This is a genomic window from Bradyrhizobium sp. S3.3.6 (assembly GCF_040546905.1).
Taxonomy (GTDB): domain Bacteria; phylum Pseudomonadota; class Alphaproteobacteria; order Rhizobiales; family Xanthobacteraceae; genus Bradyrhizobium; species Bradyrhizobium cytisi.
In genome coordinates, this window is record NZ_JBEPOT010000009.1 from 219,340 (window position 1) to 236,157 (window position 16,818).

At 64.1% G+C, this 16,818-nt stretch carries 14 protein-coding genes; 9 read left to right on the plus strand and 5 right to left on the minus strand.

From position 1 onward, the window contains the following. The first annotated feature begins 115 nt into the window (after positions 1-115). Entirely contained in the window at positions 116-1,444 is a 1,329-nt protein-coding gene (locus tag ABID59_RS25165) for a polyhydroxyalkanoate depolymerase (protein ID WP_148754303.1), read from the plus strand. A 217-nt stretch (positions 1,445-1,661) separates the two neighbouring features. Next, positions 1,662-2,501 carry a M48 family metallopeptidase gene (locus ABID59_RS25170; protein WP_354031387.1) on the plus strand — a complete coding sequence of 280 codons (840 nt, stop codon included), beginning with the start codon at positions 1,662-1,664 and terminating at the stop codon, positions 2,499-2,501. Between the two features lie 317 nt (positions 2,502-2,818). Here the strand turns inward: ABID59_RS25170 and ABID59_RS25175 are convergent, their stop codons facing one another. Continuing rightward, a complete protein-coding gene (locus ABID59_RS25175) occupies positions 2,819-5,035 on the minus strand; it encodes a transglycosylase domain-containing protein (RefSeq protein ID WP_354085205.1) in 2,217 nt (738 codons plus the stop codon). 166 nt (positions 5,036-5,201) lie between these two features. Here ABID59_RS25175 and ABID59_RS25180 point away from each other — a divergent pair, with 166 nt between their 5' ends. Beyond that, a complete protein-coding gene (locus ABID59_RS25180) occupies positions 5,202-5,627 on the plus strand; it encodes a DUF1330 domain-containing protein (RefSeq protein WP_354085162.1) in 426 nt (141 codons plus the stop codon). Between the two features lie 119 nt (positions 5,628-5,746). Here ABID59_RS25180 and ABID59_RS25185 read toward each other — a convergent pair whose 3' ends face one another. The 3 genes from ABID59_RS25185 to ABID59_RS25195 form a co-directional block, all read right to left on the minus strand. Beyond that, on the minus strand, positions 5,747-6,973 hold the full coding sequence (locus tag ABID59_RS25185) for an ABC transporter substrate-binding protein (RefSeq protein ID WP_187435206.1): 1,227 nt from the start codon (positions 6,971-6,973) through the stop codon (positions 5,747-5,749). Between the two features lie 179 nt (positions 6,974-7,152). After that, positions 7,153-8,394 carry an ABC transporter substrate-binding protein gene (locus ABID59_RS25190; protein WP_354085163.1) on the minus strand — a complete coding sequence of 414 codons (1,242 nt, stop codon included), beginning with the start codon at positions 8,392-8,394 and terminating at the stop codon, positions 7,153-7,155. A gap of 160 nt (positions 8,395-8,554) precedes the next feature. Then, positions 8,555-8,962, minus strand: coding sequence for a DUF1304 domain-containing protein (locus ABID59_RS25195; protein WP_354085206.1), 408 nt, complete (start codon positions 8,960-8,962; stop codon positions 8,555-8,557). Positions 8,963-9,009: 47 nt separating this feature from the next. On the opposite strand from ABID59_RS25195, the gene ABID59_RS25200 reads away from it, so the two are divergent. Continuing rightward, on the plus strand, positions 9,010-9,540 hold the full coding sequence (locus ABID59_RS25200) for a methylated-DNA--[protein]-cysteine S-methyltransferase (protein WP_354085164.1): 531 nt from the start codon (positions 9,010-9,012) through the stop codon (positions 9,538-9,540). Between the two features lie 121 nt (positions 9,541-9,661). Here ABID59_RS25200 and ABID59_RS25205 read toward each other — a convergent pair whose 3' ends face one another. Further along, positions 9,662-12,451 (minus strand): [protein-PII] uridylyltransferase, encoded by a 2,790-nt coding sequence (locus tag ABID59_RS25205; protein WP_148754309.1) that lies wholly within the window; start codon positions 12,449-12,451, stop codon positions 9,662-9,664. Between the two features lie 185 nt (positions 12,452-12,636). On the opposite strand from ABID59_RS25205, the gene ABID59_RS25210 reads away from it, so the two are divergent. From ABID59_RS25210 to ABID59_RS25230, 5 genes are all read left to right on the plus strand, one after another. Beyond that, complete coding sequence (locus ABID59_RS25210; RefSeq protein ID WP_354085165.1) at positions 12,637-13,608, plus strand: aliphatic sulfonate ABC transporter substrate-binding protein; 972 nt, start codon at positions 12,637-12,639, stop codon at positions 13,606-13,608. A 146-nt stretch (positions 13,609-13,754) separates the two neighbouring features. Next, positions 13,755-14,600: an ABC transporter permease gene (locus ABID59_RS25215; protein ID WP_148754311.1), complete on the plus strand. Its 846-nt coding sequence runs from the start codon at positions 13,755-13,757 to the stop codon at positions 14,598-14,600. Positions 14,601-14,603: 3 nt separating this feature from the next. Continuing rightward, complete coding sequence (locus tag ABID59_RS25220; protein WP_354085166.1) at positions 14,604-15,389, plus strand: ABC transporter ATP-binding protein; 786 nt, start codon at positions 14,604-14,606, stop codon at positions 15,387-15,389. Positions 15,390-15,442: 53 nt separating this feature from the next. After that, entirely contained in the window at positions 15,443-15,952 is a 510-nt protein-coding gene (locus ABID59_RS25225) for an OsmC family protein (protein WP_354085167.1), read from the plus strand. A gap of 39 nt (positions 15,953-15,991) precedes the next feature. Next, positions 15,992-16,795, plus strand: coding sequence for a hypothetical protein (locus ABID59_RS25230; RefSeq protein ID WP_354085168.1), 804 nt, complete (start codon positions 15,992-15,994; stop codon positions 16,793-16,795). Positions 16,796-16,818 lie beyond the last annotated feature (23 nt).

The following is a 16,818-nucleotide window of genomic DNA, read 5'->3' on the forward strand; positions in this document are numbered from 1 at the left end:
TTTCCCGTGGATTCAGGCTGAATTAATCGTCTGCGCCACGTAGATGTACGGAACCATGCATTGACGCAATATTACGCATTCGGCAGTATGTTGCGATGCGAAGAAGGATTTGACCATGCCTATTGGTGAGTTTGGCGGCGCACCGCCTCTGGCGAGCGAAGGCAGTCCGGTCCTGACGACGCCGATGTACTGGATGTACGAGATGGCGCAGGCCTCTCTCAATCCGGCACGCGCCGTCACCGACGCGACCAGGCTGCTGTTTCAGAATCCGCTGAATCCCTGGGCGCGCACCGAGGTCGGCAAGTCGGTGGCTGCGGCCTGCGAATTGTTCGAGCGCACCACGCGCCGCTACGGCAAGCCGGAATGGGGCCTCGACGACACCGAGGTCAACGGCATCCGCGTCCCCGTCGAGGTCCGATCGGTCTGGGAAAAGCCGTTCTGCAAGCTGCTTTACTTCGATCGCAAGTTCGCTCGTCCGCTGCGCAGCCCGCAGCCGCGCGTGCTGATCGTGGCGCCGATGTCCGGCCATTACGCGACGCTGCTCCGTGGCACGGTCGAGGCCTTTCTGCCGGCGCATGAGGTCTACATCACCGACTGGGCCGACGCCCGCATGGTGCCCTTGAGCGACGGCCGCTTCGATCTCGACGATTACATCGATTACGTCGTCGAGATGCTGCACGTCCTGGGCGGCAACACCCATGTGCTGGCGGTGTGCCAGCCCTCCGTGCCCGTCGTCGCTGCCGTCTCGATCATGGAAGCGCGTCGCGATCCTTTCGTGCCGACCTCGATGACGCTGATGGGCGGCCCGATCGACACTCGCCGCAACCCGACCGGGGTGAACGATCTCGCGCAGGAGCGCGGCATCGACTGGTTCCGCAACCACGTCATCACCAAGGTGCCGTTCCCGCATCCGGGCATGATGCGCGACGTCTATCCGGGTTTCCTGCAGCTGAACGGGTTCATCAGCATGAACCTCGACCGCCACATGGACGCTCACAAGCGTCTGTTCGCCAACCTGGTGAAGGGCGACGGCGACCTCGTCGACAAGCATCGCGACTTCTACGATGAATATCTCGCGGTCATGGACCTGTCGGCCGAGTATTATCTGCAGACCGTCGATACCGTGTTCGTGAAGCATTCGCTGCCGAAGGGCGAGATGATGCATCGTGGAACTCGCGTCGATCCTTCCAAGGTGACGCGCGTTGCGTTGATGACGGTCGAAGGCGAGAACGACGACATCTCGGGTCTCGGTCAGACCGAAGCGACGCACGGCTTGTGCAGCTCGATTCCGGATCATCGCCGCGTTCATTACGTTCAGAAGGGCGTCGGACATTACGGCGTGTTCAACGGCTCGCGCTTCAAGGCGGAAATCGTGCCGCGCATTCATGATTTCATGGTCTCGGCTGCGAATCCGAGCTCGTTGCGGGCGCTTGCAGCCGAATAAGCGCGCATTTCGGCTTTCCCGCCGAAAATTGAGGGCTTGCCGGGGGCGCCGGCAGGGCCTGGTTCCTGCCAGATTCGAGGTATTTAGGTAGTTTCATAGGAGTGAGTCCTCCCTCATCCCTTGGGGGAGCCACATGCGTCCGGCGGGGGCGAAAAATTGGGGTTCCAACCCCAGTCTGTAGGGTCTCCTGGACGCCAGACCCCTGTATATTGGGCAAATGATTTGTTTTTGCGCCGAGCGCTTTCCGTGGCGGCGGTTATGGCAGAATCCGGGCGAACTCTTGCTCCCTGGACTGACAGACATGGCCACTCGCGCGCTCCTTTATCGGCGGCCCCACGAACCGAAGACCCTCGTCATCACTCATGGATCGCAATTCTTTGCGATTCGGCTCCGCAGGCACCGCCGAGCGCGCCGTTACACGCTGAGAATTCATCCCAGTGACCGCGAAGCGATCCTCACGATCCCGCCGCGCGGCACGCTCGCCGAAGCCAAGGATTTTGCGCAGCGTCACGGTGCGTGGATCGCCGCGCGTCTTGGTCGTTTGCCGAAAGCTGCACCGTTCCAGCCTGGCACAGTGATACCGCTTCGCGGCGTTCCCCATCGCATCGTGCATCGCGCCGGCACGCGCGGGACGGTGTGGACCGAAATTCGCGACAGCGGTGAACGCATTGTCTGCGTCGCCGGCGGCGTCGAGCATGCCGACCGTCGCGTCCATGACTTTCTCAAGCGCGAGGCGCGCCGCGATCTGCAGCGTTCGTCGCAGACCCATGCCGCCGATCTCGGCGTCAAGGTGAAGCGGCTCTCGATCCGCGATCAGTCCAGCCGCTGGGGCTCCTGTACCTCGGCCGGCTCGCTGTCGTTCTCCTGGCGCCTGATCCTCGCGCCGCCCTACGTGCTCGACTACCTCGCCGCGCATGAAGTGGCCCATCTCGTCGAGATGAACCACTCCGCCCGCTTCTGGCGCGTCTGCGGCAAGATCTGCCCGTCGATGGAGCGCGCCAAGAAGTGGCTCGACACGTACGGCAACGATCTGCACCGATATGGGGTCGAGGATTAGAGCGGGCTGGTAGCCCAGCAACCGCTGTCATCGCCCGCGAAGGCGGGCGATCCAGTAATCCGAGGCCGTTGTTGCTAAACCGAGAGGCCGCGGCGTACTGGATTCCCCGCCTTCGCGGGGAATGACAGCTGAAAATGAGGCGGCATTCTGCACGTTCCGCTCGACTGATCCCACTCGCTGCGACGATTGCGCGGCACGCTCGATTCACCCCACCACATCAACGCCTTCAACCAATCCACCGCGCGTCACGCCGGAATGCGCCGCCTACTGTGCATGGGGTTGTTTTCGCGATTTTTGTTTTGAGGTAACAAGGACCTCTATCTGTTGCCGCCGAACAGCCGGTCCATCAGCCAGCCATCGAGCCCGGCCGCTGCCTCCGGTCGCGCGTTGGCGCGCGCCGGCGGTGGTGAGCGATAACCGCCATTGTTGACCGGCGTCGATGCGGGGCCGGTCACTGCTTGCGTGGGCGGTGACACCTGCGATGAGATCTGCACGAGGTTCGCCGGCCCCCAATTGTTTTGCAGGTTCGGCAGGGCCGCCACCTGCACGCCCTCGTGCGCGGTGCGCATGAAGCGGGTCCAGACTTCTACCGGCAGGCCGCCGCCCGTCGCCTTCCTGGTCGGCGAATTGTCGTCATTGCCGAGCCAGACGCCGGTGACGAGGTTCGACGTGTAGCCAATGAACCAGGCGTCGCGGTAATCCTGGCTGGTGCCGGTCTTGCCGGCCGCCTGCCAGCCAGGAATCTCGGCCTTCTTGGCCGTGCCGGAGATCAGCGTCTCCCGCATCATCGTGTTCATCATGCCGACATAGCGCGGCTCGATCACCTGGTTGTGCTCGTCGGGCTGCCGCATGTAGAGCAGCTTGCCGTCCAGCGTCCTGATCCGCGTCACCACATGCGGCGCGGCTGCGAAGCCGCCATTGGCGAACGCCGCATAGGCACCGACCAGCTCGACGACAGAGACTTCCGAGGTGCCGAGCGCGATCGAGGCGTTGGGCTCGAGCTTCGAGGAGATTCCGAGCCGGTGCGCCGTGCGCACCACGTTCTTCGGCCCGACCTCGAGGCCGAGGCGGATGGCGACCGTATTGAGCGACATCGCCAGCGCCTGCGTCAGCGTCACCGCGCCGAAATATTCGTGGGTGTAGTTCTCGGGCTTCCAGCCCTTGACCTCGATCGGCGCGTCCTGGCGGACCGTATCGGGCGTCAGGCCCTGCTCCATCGCGGTCAGATAGACGAACGGCTTGAACGAGGAGCCCGGCTGGCGTTTTGCGGTGACTGCGCGGTTGTACTGGCTGTCGGAATAGTTCCGGCCACCGACCATGGCGCGGACCGCGCCGTCGGGCGTCATCGCCACCAGCGCGCCCTGGCTGACATTGAACTTCACGCTCTTGGCCGCGAGCTCGTCGATGACGGCGGCTTCCGCCGCGGCCTGGAGCTTCGGGTCAATCGTGGTCTCGACCTTGATGCTGTCGTCGATCTGGCCGACGAGGTCGTCCAGCACCTCGCCGATCCAATCGGCGACGTAGTTCACGGTGCCGGCGCCGACCGGCTTCACATTGTAGGAGGGGTGGCCGATCGAAGCCTGGGCCTGCGCTTCGGTGATGAACTTGGCATCCGCCATCGCCGCCAGCACGATCTGCGCGCGCGCTTCCGCGCCTTCGGGATTGCGGTTCGGCGCGAGGCGCGAGGGCGATTTGACCAGGCCGGCCAGCATCGCGGCCTCCGCGATCGTTACGCTCCGGGCCGGCTTGCCGAAATATTTTTGCGCGGCGGCTTCGACGCCGTAGGCGCCGGAGCCGAAATAGACGCGGTTGAGATAGAGCTCCAGGATCTCGTTCTTGGAATGCTTGCGCTCCAGCCAGATCGCGAGCTCCGCCTCCTGCAGCTTGCGCGCCATGGTGCGTTCCTGGGTCAGGAACAGGTTCTTGGCGAGCTGCTGCGTCAGCGTCGAGCCGCCCTGCGACACGCCGCGATGGAGCACGTTGGTGACGAGCGCGCGCAGGATGCCGATCGGATCGATGCCGAAATGCGAATAGAAGCGGCGGTCCTCGATGGCGATGAAGGCCTTGGGCAAATAGGGCGGCAGGTCCTTCAGCGACACATTGGCGCCGGCCATCTCGCCGCGCTGCGCCAGCAGGCTGCCGTCCATGCCGACGATCTGGATCGTCGGCGGACGTTTGGGAATCTCCAGCGATTGGATCGGCGGCAGGTGGGCGCCGACCCAGATCACAACGCCGATCACGGCGATCACGCCCCACAGGCTCAGCACCGCGCCCCAATAGACGAGGCGGCCGAGGCCCGCGCTGATCGATGATTTCGGCCGGCGCCTGGCGCCGCTGCGGCTCGGTTGTGCCTTCCGCTCGCGCGGCGGCTCGTCGTCGGACTTGTCGCTGTTGCGCTTGCTGGAGGATTTTTTCGGCTTGTCGCTGCCGCCGCCTGGAATGCGATCGGCCGCCGTCAGGCGCAGATCGGCGAGCGCCGCGGGCAAGCCGAACAACGGCTCCTTCCGCCCACCCTTTTTCTTTCCCGACCCCATACGCAAACGCCCGGTCATCCCGCCCCGCCGCACGCTAGCGGTCGGGGTTTAAGGCCCCGTTACCCCGGCCTTAACGCCTGATTAGGAGCTGCGGCATTCCCAAGCCGCAGTTCCGCTCATCCCACGGCAGAGCTAGGATCGCGGCCATAACGAAGAGGGAACTCGCATGGGCCACATCGATCCGACCAAGGACGTCTTTGCGCAATTCCGGGACAACGACCGCCCCGGCCCCATTCACATGCTCAACCTCGTGCGCCTTCGCAGAGAGGCGGCGTATCCCGATGGCCGCAAGGCCAGCGGCGCGGAAGCCTATGCGGCCTATGGTCGCGAAAGCGGCCCGGTGTTCGAACGCCTCGGCGGCCGCATCGTCTGGCAGGGCAGGTTCGAGCTGATGCTGATCGGTCCGCAGGACGAGCGCTGGGATCACTGCTTCATTGCCGAATACCCAAGCGTCGCCGCCTTCGTCGAGATGATCCGCGACCCCGTCTATCGCGAGGCGGTCAAGCACCGCCAGGCGGCGGTGGAGGATTCGCGCCTGATCCGGCACGCGGTGCTGCCGCCGGGGAAGAACTTTGGCGAGATACCGAAATAGCTACTGTCATTCCGGGGCGATGCGAAGCATCGAACTATGGTGCGGGCTCCCGCACCGGAGAATCTCGAGATTCCGGGTCTGGCGCTCGCGCGCCATCCCGGAATGACGAGCGGAAACGCCTAACCCGCTGCGCCCGCATCCTCCAGGATCGGGCCGAACAGCTCCCAGCGTTCGCCGTTGAACTTCATCATCTGAAGCTGCTTGTTGACGCGGTAGTCGGTTGGCGAGGTGTTGGCCTTGATGCCGGGCAGCGCGACGTCGCTGGTGACGTCCTTCAAAGAAGCCGCCTGCTTCATGACGTTCTCGCGCGTCAGGTCGTCGCCGCACTGCTTCAGGACATGGACCAGCAGCTGCGCGGTGCCGTAACCATAGGTGTTGAAGTTCGAATCCTTGTCGCCATCCGGATAGTACTTGGCCATGAAGTCGAAATACTTCTTCAGACCGGCGTCGTCCTTCCAGGTCGGATCCAGCGGCTCCTTGCCGTAGTTGACGCTGATCAGGCCCTTGGCGGCATCGAGGCCAGCGGGCTTCAGCACCGCCCCGACCGAGGTGGCGTTGATGTCGACGATCTGGACCGGATGCCAGCCCATTTCGGCGATTTTCTTGATCGCCTGCGCGGCCTGCTTCGGCGTAGTGGCGCTGAAGAACAGGTCTGCGCCGGCATCCTTGATCTTGAGGATCTGCGAATCGACCGTGGGATCGGACACCTCGTAGGACGCTTCCGTCACGATCATCTTGGCGGCCTTGTCGCCGAGGCCGGCCTTGATGCCGTTCAGATAGTCCTTGCCGAGGTCGTCGTTCTGATAGAGCACGCCGATCTTCGCGTTCGGATGCTCTTTCAAAATGTACTGGCCGTAGATGCGGCCCTCGACGAAGTAATTTGGATTGTATCCCATGGTCCACGGGAAGTTCTTCGGGTCGGTGAACCGCGAGGCGCCGGTGGCCGCGAACAGCTGCGGCACTTTCTTCGAATTGAGATATTTCTGGACGGCCGCGTTCACGGGCGTGCCGATGATCTGGAAGGTCAGCAGCACCTCGTCGCTTTCGACCAGCTTGCGGATCTGCTCCACAGCTTTCGGTGGCGAATAGGCGTCGTCATACTGGATCAAATTGATCTTGCGGCCGTTGATGCCGCCCTGATCGTTGATCATCTTGAAGTAGGCGGCCTGGGTCTTGCCGATCGACGAATAGGCCGACGCCGGTCCCGAAAACGGCATGGTCTGTCCGACCTTGATTTCGGTGTCGCTGGCGCCCGGATCATATTTCTTCTGGGCATTGGCCGCAGAGACCGACAGCGCCATGGTCAGGGCCGTTGCCGTGACCAGATGCAAAATTCCATCCCTCATTCGCAATTTCCTCAGTCTGTTATTGCAGATGGTCTGCCGGACGCACTGCGCGTCCGGCGCCATCGCTGCGCGGGAGTGTGGAGGAGCCGCTGTTGCCGCGCAAGGTGGGCGTTCGTAGGGTAAGTTAGCGAAGCGTAACCCACCACTTCCGCCGACGCGGGGGAAAGAGACGACCCGAACTAACCCGCCGGGCCCGAGTCCTCGATGATCGGGCCGAACAGCTCCCAGCGCTCGCCGTTGAACTTCATCATCTGCATCTGCTTGTTGACGCGATAATCATTCGGCCCGGTGTTGATCTTGATGCCGGGCAGCGCGAAGCTCGGGGTGAAGTCCTTGACGTTGGCGACCTGCTTCATGACGTTCTCGCGCGTCAGGTCATCGCCGCATTGCTTCAGCACCTGGACCAGCAGCTCGGCCACCGAATAGGCGTAGGTGTTGACGGTGTTGAGCCTGTCGCCTTCGGGGAAATATTTATCCATGAAGGCGAAGAAGGCCTTCACGCCCGGATCGTCCTTCCACTGCGGATCGCCCGGCTCCTTGCCGTATTGGGTCGAGATGATGCCCTTGGAGATGTCGAGGCCGGCCGGCTTCAGCGTCGCCGAAATCGGGCTGGCATTGATGTCGAGGATATGCACCGGCGTCCAGCCGAGGTCGGCCAGCTTCTTGATTGCCTGTGCGGCGAATTTCGGCGTCGAGGCATCGTAGAACAGGTCGACGCCCATCGACTTCAGCTTCACCACCTGCGAGTCCACTGTCGGATCGGTGACCTCGTAGGAGACCTCGCCGACGATCATACTGGCGGCCTTGTCGCCGAGGCCGCTCTTCAGGCCGGCGAGATAGTCGCGGCCCATATCGTCGTTCTGGTAGAGCACGCCGATCTTGGCGTTCGGATGCTCCTTGAGAATGTATTTTGCGTAGATGCGTCCCTCGGACAGATAGTTGGGATTGTAGGCGATGGTCCAGGGATAGTTCTGCGGATCGTTGAACCGCGCTGCGCCAGTCGAGGCGAGGAGCTGCGGGATCTTCTTGCCGTTGAGATACTTCTGCACGGCGGCGTTGGCGGCCGTACCTATAATCTGGAAGGTGAACAGCACCTCGTCTCCTTCGACGAGCTTGCGCACCTGCTCGACCGTCTTCGGCGGCGAATAGGCGTCGTCATACTGGATCAGATTGATCTTGCGGCCGTTGATGCCGCCCTGATCGTTGATCATCTTGAAGTAGGCGGCCTGCGTCTTGCCGATATTGGCGTAGACGGAATAGGCGCCGGAGAACGGCACGGTCTGGCCGATCTTGATCTCGGTGTCGCTCGCGCCGGTGTCGTATTTCTTCTGGGCGAGGGCTTGGCTCACGAAGGCTTGGCTGGCGGAGAACGCGAAGGCGAGCGCCGCCGTGGCAGCTATAAAGGCTCTGCGATTGCTCATTTTGGGTTGTTCCTCCTGACGGAATTTTCCGGCCGACGGTCTTTTCCCGTTGATTGCAACGGTCGCCATCGCTGCCGGAGAGTGTGGAGGAAGGGCAGGCGCCGCGCAAGGATCGCGGCGCTGCGCCGTAGCGCCTCGGGCTAAGATCTAGGCCAGGAATTCAGGCTAAGAACAATGCAGCCAGTGCGATCGCCGCCGGCAGCGCCTGCACGATCAGAATGCGCGTGCTGACGGTCGCCGCACCATAGGCGCCCGCTACGATCACGCAGAGCAGAAAGAACACCTTGATCTGGAACGCGAAGGCCGGGTTACCGTGGGCGAGACCCCAGATCAGGCCGGCGGTGAGGAAGCCGTTATAGAGGCCCTGATTGGCGGCCAGCACTTTCGTGATCTCGGCCTTCTCAGGCGTATTGCGAAACGTCTTCAAGCCAAGCGGCTTGTCCCACAGGAACATCTCCAGGATCAGGAAGTAGGCGTGCAGTGCGGCGACCAGCGCCACCAGGACATTGGCGATCCAGATCAAGTTGAGCTCCCCCAAAAGCGTCAGCTTTCGGGTGGACGTTAGCATGGCCGGCATGGAAAGTCCGAAGTGTGTTTCGATGCAACGGTGTCGCAATGGCCGCTCGATCAACCAGGACTCCTGAACGCTTCGGCCTCGATCGGCTGGCGACGCCGATCGGGATCGCGTTGCTCGTCACCGATGCCGACGGCGCGTTGCGCGCGCTCGACTGGGACGACTACGGGTACCGCATGCGCGAGCTGCTGCGGCTGCATTACGGCGCGGTAGATCTGCGCGAGCGTTCCGCGCCGGTGGCGATGAAGGCCGCGCTGTCGGATTACTTTGCGGGTAATCTTGCGCAGCTGTCGTCGATCGCATGGCGCGTCGCAGGCACACCGTTTCAGCAAAAGGTCTGGACCGCACTCGCCAAAATCCCGGTCGGCACCACGATGAGCTATGGCGCGCTCGCCGCAAAGATCGACAAGCCAAAAGCCATTCGCGCCGTCGGCCATGCCAACGGCGCCAACCCGATCAGCGTCGTGCTGCCCTGCCACCGCCTGATCGGCGCCGATGGTTCGCTGGTGAAATACGGCGGCGGCCTCGAGCGCAAGCGTTGGCTGCTCAGGCATGAGGGCGTGGAGGTTTAGGTCTCTTCCCACCGTCATTCCGGGGCGCGCGAAGCGTGAACCCGGAATCCATCGGGCCGCACCGACGGTGTCGATGAATGGATTCCGGGCTCGCCGCTGCGCGGCGCCCCGGAATGACGAATTATGCCGCCGGCAGAACCGCCTTGTCGCCGGCCATCACGTGGGTCAGCGCGCTCTTGATCGCGGCCTGGCGGGTCGGGGCGTTGATCTGCGCGCCGAGCAGGTCGGTGACGTAGAACACGTCGCGGGCTCGCTCGCCGAAGGTCGCGACATGCGCCGAGGCGATGTTGAGGTTGAGCTTCGAGATCGCGGTGGTCAGCTCGTAAAGCAGGCCGGGGCGGTCGAGGCCGGATACCTCGATCACGGTGTAGCGGTCGGACCACTGGTTGTTGATCGTCACTTCCGGCTCGATCACGAAAGGCCGCGCCTTGCTGCGCACGGTGCGCCGCGCCACGACTTCGGGTAGGCGCAGCTTGCCTTCCAGCACGTCCTCGATCATCTCGCCGATGCGCGTGGCGCGCCGGCCCTCGTCCTCGTCACGGTCGTATTCCCGGGAGATCGAGATCGTGTCCAGCGCGCGGCCGTCGGTCGTGGTGTAGATCTGGGCGTCGACGATGTTGGCACCCGCCGAAGCGCAGGCGCCGGCAATGATCGACAGCAGCCAGGGATGGTCGGCGGCGAAGATGGTGAGCTCGGTGACGCCGCGCACCTCGTCGAAGCCGACATTGATCGCGAGCTTGTGGCCGGCCTGTTCGCTCGACCGCACAAAGCGGGCGTGACGAATCTTGCGCGGCAGCTCGACCTTGAGCCAATAGGCCGGATAGTGCCGGCCGACATAGGCATCGAGCTCGTCGGCCGGCCATTCGGCGAAGGCGTGCCGGAATTCGGCGTAGGCGGCCGTGAGGCGCTTGCCGCGGTCGACCTCCGAGAAGCCGCCGGTCAGCACCGGTTCGGTCTCGTAATAAAGCGAGCGCAGCAGCTGCGCCTTCCAACCGTTCCACACGCCCGGACCGACGCCGCGGATGTCGGCTGTGGTCAGGATCGTGAGCAGCTTCATCTGCTCGACCGACTGCACCACGGCGGCGAAATTCTCGATGGTCTTGCGGTCGGAAAGATCGCGCGACTGCGCGACCGTGGACATCGTGAGATGCTCCTCGATCAGCCAGGCCACGAGCTCGGTGTCGGCCGCGCTGAAGCCGAGCCGCGGGCAGAGCCGGCGCGCGACTTTGGCGCCGGCGATCGAATGATCCTCGGGCCGTCCCTTGGCGATGTCGTGCAGCAGCGTCGTGATGTAGATCACCGAACGGTGCTCGGGGCGAATTTTGCGCATCAGGTCGCTGGCGAGCGTAAATTCCTCGGCGCCGCCGCGCTCGATGTCCTGGAGGAATCCGACGCAGCGGATCAGATGCTCGTCGACGGTATAGTGATGATACATGTTGAACTGCATCATCGAGACGATCTTGCCGAAGGCGCGGATGAAGTGGCCGAGCACGCCGGTCTCGTTCATCCGCCGCAGCACGATCTCGGCGTTGTCGGAGGTCAGGATCTCCATGAACAGCCGGTTGGCCTCGGGGTTCTCGCGCATCTGCGCGTTGATCAGGCCGAGCGAGCGCGTCACGTCGCGCATCGCGTCCGGGTGGAAGGCGAGGTTGTTCTTCTGCGCCAGGCGGAAGATGCGGATCAGATTGACCGGATCGTGCTTGAAGACGTCGGGCGCGGCGACGTTGATGCGGTTGTTGTCGACGATGAAGTCATCGCTGTCAGGCACACGCCGCTTCACAGGCGTGGGGCGCAGCCGCGCCATCATCCGGCTCAGTACCGGTGCGGGCTTGGCCTGCTGGTCCTCGAGCTTGGCACAGAGGATGGCGGTGAGGTTGCCGACTTCCTTGGCGACCAGGAAGTAGTGCTTCATGAAGCGCTCGACGTCCTGCATGCCGGGATGCGAGGTGTAGCCGAGCCGGACCGCGATCTCGCGCTGGAGATCGAAGGAGAGGCGCTCTTCGGCGCGGCCGGAGTAGAAATGCAAATTGCAGCGCACCGACCAGAGGAAGTCGGCGCAGCGCCGGAAGGTGCGGTATTCCTGCGCATCGAACACGCCGCGCTCGGCGAGCTCGTCGGTGTCGCGGACGCGATAGACGTATTTGGCGATCCAGAACAGCGTGTGCAGGTCGCGAAGCGCGCCCTTGCCGTCCTTGACGTTGGGCTCGACCAGATAGCGCGACTGGCCGCCGCGGCGATGCCGTTCCTCGCGCTCGGCGAGCTTCGCGGTGACGAATTCGGACGCGGTGCCCTGCACCACCTCCTTGTCGAAGCGTGCGACGAGCTCGTCATAGAGCGGCTGGTCGCCGGTGAGGAAGCGCGTCTCCAGGATCGCGGTGCGGATGGTCATGTCGCCGCGCGCCTGCCGGATCGATTCATCGACCGAGCGCGTGGCGTGGCCGACCTTCAACCCCATGTCCCAGAGGCAATAGAGAATGGCTTCGGCGACCTGCTCGCCCCAGGCCGTCTGCTTGTAGGGCAGGATGAACAGGAGATCGATGTCGGATTCGGGGGCCATCAGGCCGCGGCCGTAGCCGCCGGTCGCGACCACCGCCATGCGCTCCGCGCCGCTCGGGATCGGCGAGCGATAGAGATGACGGGTCGCGGCTGAATAGAGGATGCGGATGATCTCGTCCTGCACGTGGCACAGCCGCTCGGCGCAGCGGCGGCCATGGCGGTCCTTCAGCAGGATTGCCTGCGCAGCGGCGCGCGCGGCGAGCAGCTCGGCCTTGAGCAGTTGCGCGGTCGCGGTGCGGAACGTGTCCTCACGGCCTCGATGCTTTTCGGCAAGCGCATCGACCGCGGCGGTGATCCGCGCGGTGTCGAAGCGATCATCCACCTGTGGCCTGTGCTCGGTCGCAACGCTGTCCATGTCTCACCGGATATAAGAGGTGACAGGCGCTGTCACCCGCCATTCTCTGGCAATAGTCGTTCCATGCTGGAAAACGGCCGCTTTGGGCAAAGCTGTTCTCGGCCGTTGCGCTTTCAAGGTGGGATTTTCTGGTTGACCTCTAGATATAACTCATTGAAAAACAATGAAATTTCAAGGAGCTGGGCATGATCCGGATTTCACGACGCATTCTGTTGGCGGGAGCCGTGGCACTCGCTGTGACCCCCGCGGCAAAGGCGGCGGATCCGCTCAAGGAAATCCGCATCGACTGGGCGACCTACAATCCGGTGTCGATGGTCCTGAAGCAGAAGGGACTGCTGGAGAAGGAATTCGCCAAGGACGGCATCACCATCACCTGGGTGCAGTCGGCCGGCTCGAACAAGGCGCTCGAATTCCTTAATGCCGGCTCGATCGATTTCGGCTCGACCGCGGGTTCGGCAGCTCTGGTCGCGCGCATCAACGGCAACCCGATCAAATCGATCTATGTCTATTCGCGCCCCGAGTGGACCGCGCTGGTCACGGGCAAGGATTCCAAGATCACTGACGTGGCTGACCTCAAGGGCAAGCGCGTCGCGGTGACGCGCGGCACCGATCCGCACATCTTCCTGGTGCGCGCGCTGCTCGGCGCGGGTCTCACCGAAAAGGACATCACCCCGGTGCTGCTGCAGCACGCCGACGGCAAGACCGCGCTGATCCGCGGCGACGTCGATGCCTGGGCCGGTCTCGATCCGATGATGGCGCAGGCCGAGGTCGAGGAGGGCGCAAAGCTGTTCTATCGCAAGGCGGACGCCAACACCTGGGGCATCCTCAATGTGCGCGAGCAGTTCTTGAAGGACTATCCGGATGCTGCCCGCCGCGTGCTCGCGGTCTACGAGGAGGCGCGGAAGTATTCGCTGGCGAATTACGACGAGCTGAAGAAGACGTTCATCGCCGTCACAAAGCTTCCCGACGCCGTCGTGGACAAGCAGCTCAAGGAGCGCACCGAGCTCACCCACAGCCGCATCGGCGCACCCCAGCGCGAGTCGATCCTTGCCGCGGGCCTTGCCCTGCAACAGGCCGGCGTCGTCGACGCCAAGGTCGATGTGGAGGCGACGTTGGATGCCCTGATCGACGACCAGGTCCCGCTGCCGACGAATTAGTTTTTCGCGGAAGAGGGCGCGCGGCGTACCAAACTCCGCCGTCGTCCCGGATCTGCGCTCGCTCCGCTCGCTTGTCCGGGACGATGGGCTGAGGGCGTGGCAAGAGTAGTGTTGCAATCTCAGAGAAGACGCGCTTCCTACCGGCCATGATCTCCGACGCGCCAGTTTTGCAGCAATCTTCGGAACCGGCCGAGAGCGCCGCGGCGCCCTCGCGGCTGTCGCGCTACGCGCGGCCGATGCTGGGGCTGCTGCTGCCGTTGATCCTCGCGCTCGGCTGGGAGCTCGTGGTCTGGCTCGGCTGGTCCAATGGCCGGCTGGTGCCGCCGCCCTCGCGCGTCTTCGCCACCATCGCCGAACTCGCCCGCTCCGGCGAGCTGATCCGCCACATCGCCGCGACGCTGTGGCGTGTCGGCCTCGGCTTCGCCTTCGGCGTCATCGCCGGCACGCTGCTCGGCGCCGTCTCCGGCTATTGGTCGCTGGCGCGGCGGCTGCTCGATCCGACCGTGCAGGCGCTACGCGCAATTCCCTCGCTGGCCTGGGTGCCGTTGTTCATCCTCTGGCTCGGCATTTTCGAGACGTCCAAGATCGTGCTGATCGCGGTCGGCGTGTTCTTCCCGGTCTATCTCGGCGTGATGGGCGCGATCCTCATCGTCGATCGCAAGATCGTCGAGGTCGGTCGCACCTTCCGCCTCTCCGGGTTTGCCATGATCCGCCGCATCCTGCTGCCGGCGGTGCTGCCGGCTTACGTCGTGTCTTTGCGTGTTGGCCTTGGTCTGGGCTGGATGTTCGTGGTGGCGGCCGAATTGATCGGCGCGTCCGAAGGCCTCGGCTATCTCCTGCTCGACGGCCAGCAGCTCGGCAAGCCCGCGCAGATCCTCGCCGCGATCGTGATCTTCGCCATCCTCGGCAAGCTCACCGACTGGCTGATCGAGGTTGCGGCCGCACCCTTCCTGCGCTGGCAGGACGCCTTCGGGCGCACCAAGGGAACTTAAGCGATGCTGGCGCTCGACCGGGTCAGCAAGACCTATCCCAACGGCGTGCAGGCGCTGGCGCGTTTCTCGGCCGAGGTCAGCCAGGGCGAGATCGTCGCCATCATCGGCGGCTCCGGCTGCGGCAAATCAACATTGCTCCGCGCCATCGCCGGCCTCGACCGCGCCAGCTCCGGCACGGTGACGCTCGACAGCGAAGCGATCGCCGCGCCACACGCCAAGATCGGCATCATCTTCCAGGAGCCGCGGCTGCTGCCCTGGCTCAGCGTCGCCGACAATATCGGCTTTGGGCTCGCTGATCTGCCTGCCGCCGAGCGGCGCGAGAAGGTGGCGCGCGCGCTCGCCCGCGTCGGCCTCGCCGACAAGGCGCAGGCCTGGCCGCGCGAGCTCTCCGGCGGGCAGGCGCAGCGCGTCGCGATTGCGCGGGCGCTGGTGCCGCAGCCCGAGGTGCTCCTGCTCGACGAGCCGTTCTCCGCGCTCGACGCCTTCACCCGGCGCGACCTGCAGGATCATCTGCTCGACCTCTGGGCCGACACGCGACCGACCTTGATCCTCGTCACCCATGACGTCGATGAGGCCGTGGTGCTGGCCGACCGCGTTCTGGTGATGCGGCCGCGGCCGGGCCGGCTGTTCGACCAGATCGAGATCAATCTGGGCCGGCCGCGCGACCGCAATGCGCCGCTGTTCGAGAATTTCAAGCGGAGTGTGCTGACGTCACTCGACCGTTCGCTCGACCGCAACGTGCCCGACCGTGACGCAACCCAGGGTCCCGGTCAGGCTATGTGGTGGTGACATTTTCTCTCTGAGCCGGTACATCGAGAGGTAATTTTCCGGGAGAGAACAAGATGGACGCCGCAGAACTGCGCCAGATGCAGGCCCCGATCAAGGAACGCTACAAGACCGATCCCAAGACTGCGATGATCACGCTGAAGGCCAAGGGCTCGATCGACAGCGAAGGCATCGCCTGCAAGGTCGAGACCGGCCGCGCCATCGCGATGGCTGGCCTGCATCCGGCCACCGGCGGCTCGGGCCTCGAGCTCTGCTCCGGCGACATGCTGCTGGAAGCGCTTGTGGCCTGCGCCGGCGTCACGCTGAAGTCGGTCGCAACCGCGATCGAGGTGCCGCTCAAGACCGGCAACGTCTACGCCGAGGGCGATCTCGATTTTCGCGGCACGCTCGGCGTCGACAAGGAGACCCCGGTCGGCTTCGCCGAGATCCGCCTGCGCTTCGAGGTCGATACCGACGCAGCCCAGGACAAGCTCGATCTCCTGCTCAAGCTCACCGAGCGCTATTGCGTGGTCTATCAGACCATCAAGAACGGCCCGAAGGTTTCGGTGTCGATGCAGCGGATGTAGCTGCCACCTTCCCCATTGGGGGGAGGGCAAGAAGAAAAAATGCCTGCCGAACTGTCTTACATCCTCTTTCTAATCCTGCGCATGGCGGTCGCGGCCGCCTTTGTGGTGTCGGCATCGATCATCACCGAGCGCTCCGGCCCGGTGATTGGTGCGTTGGTGGCGACGCTGCCGATCTCGGCGGGCCCGTCCTACGTCTTCCTCGCGATCGACCACGACGTCGCCTTCATCGCGCAGGGCGCGTTGTCGAGCCTTCCCGTCAACGCCGCGACGATCTTCCTGGGGTTGACCTATGTCGTGCTGGCCCAACGGCACAGCTTTGCCGTGAGTGTCGGGTGTGCGGTCGCAGTGTGGATCGGTCTCGCCTCGATCATTCGCCTGTTCGACTGGACGCTCGCGGCCGGGCTCGCCGTCAACCTGGTGGCCTTCGGCATCTGCATTCCGCTGCTTGCACGGTACCGCCACGTGAAGATGCCGCTGGTGACGCGCCGCTGGTACGACATTCCGTTCCGCGCCTTGTTGGTGGCGACGCTGGTCGCGATCGTGGTCTCGACCTCGGGCTGGGTCGGCCCGCGCGTCTCCGGCGTCATCGCGCTCTATCCGATCGTCTTCACCAGCATGATGGTGATCCTGCATCCGCGCATTGGCGGTCCGCCGACCGCCGCCGTGCTCGCGAATTCGGCCTGGGGACTGCTCGGGTTCGGCATGGCGATTGCGGTGCTGCATGTCGGTGCCGCCAATTTCGGCTCGGCGATGGGCCTCAGCCTCGCGCTCACGACCTGCATCGTGTGGAATTTAACATTGTGGTGGAACGGGCGACGGAAGCCGCTGGCGGTGGTTTCGTAGGGTGGGCAAAGGCGTGCTTTTTT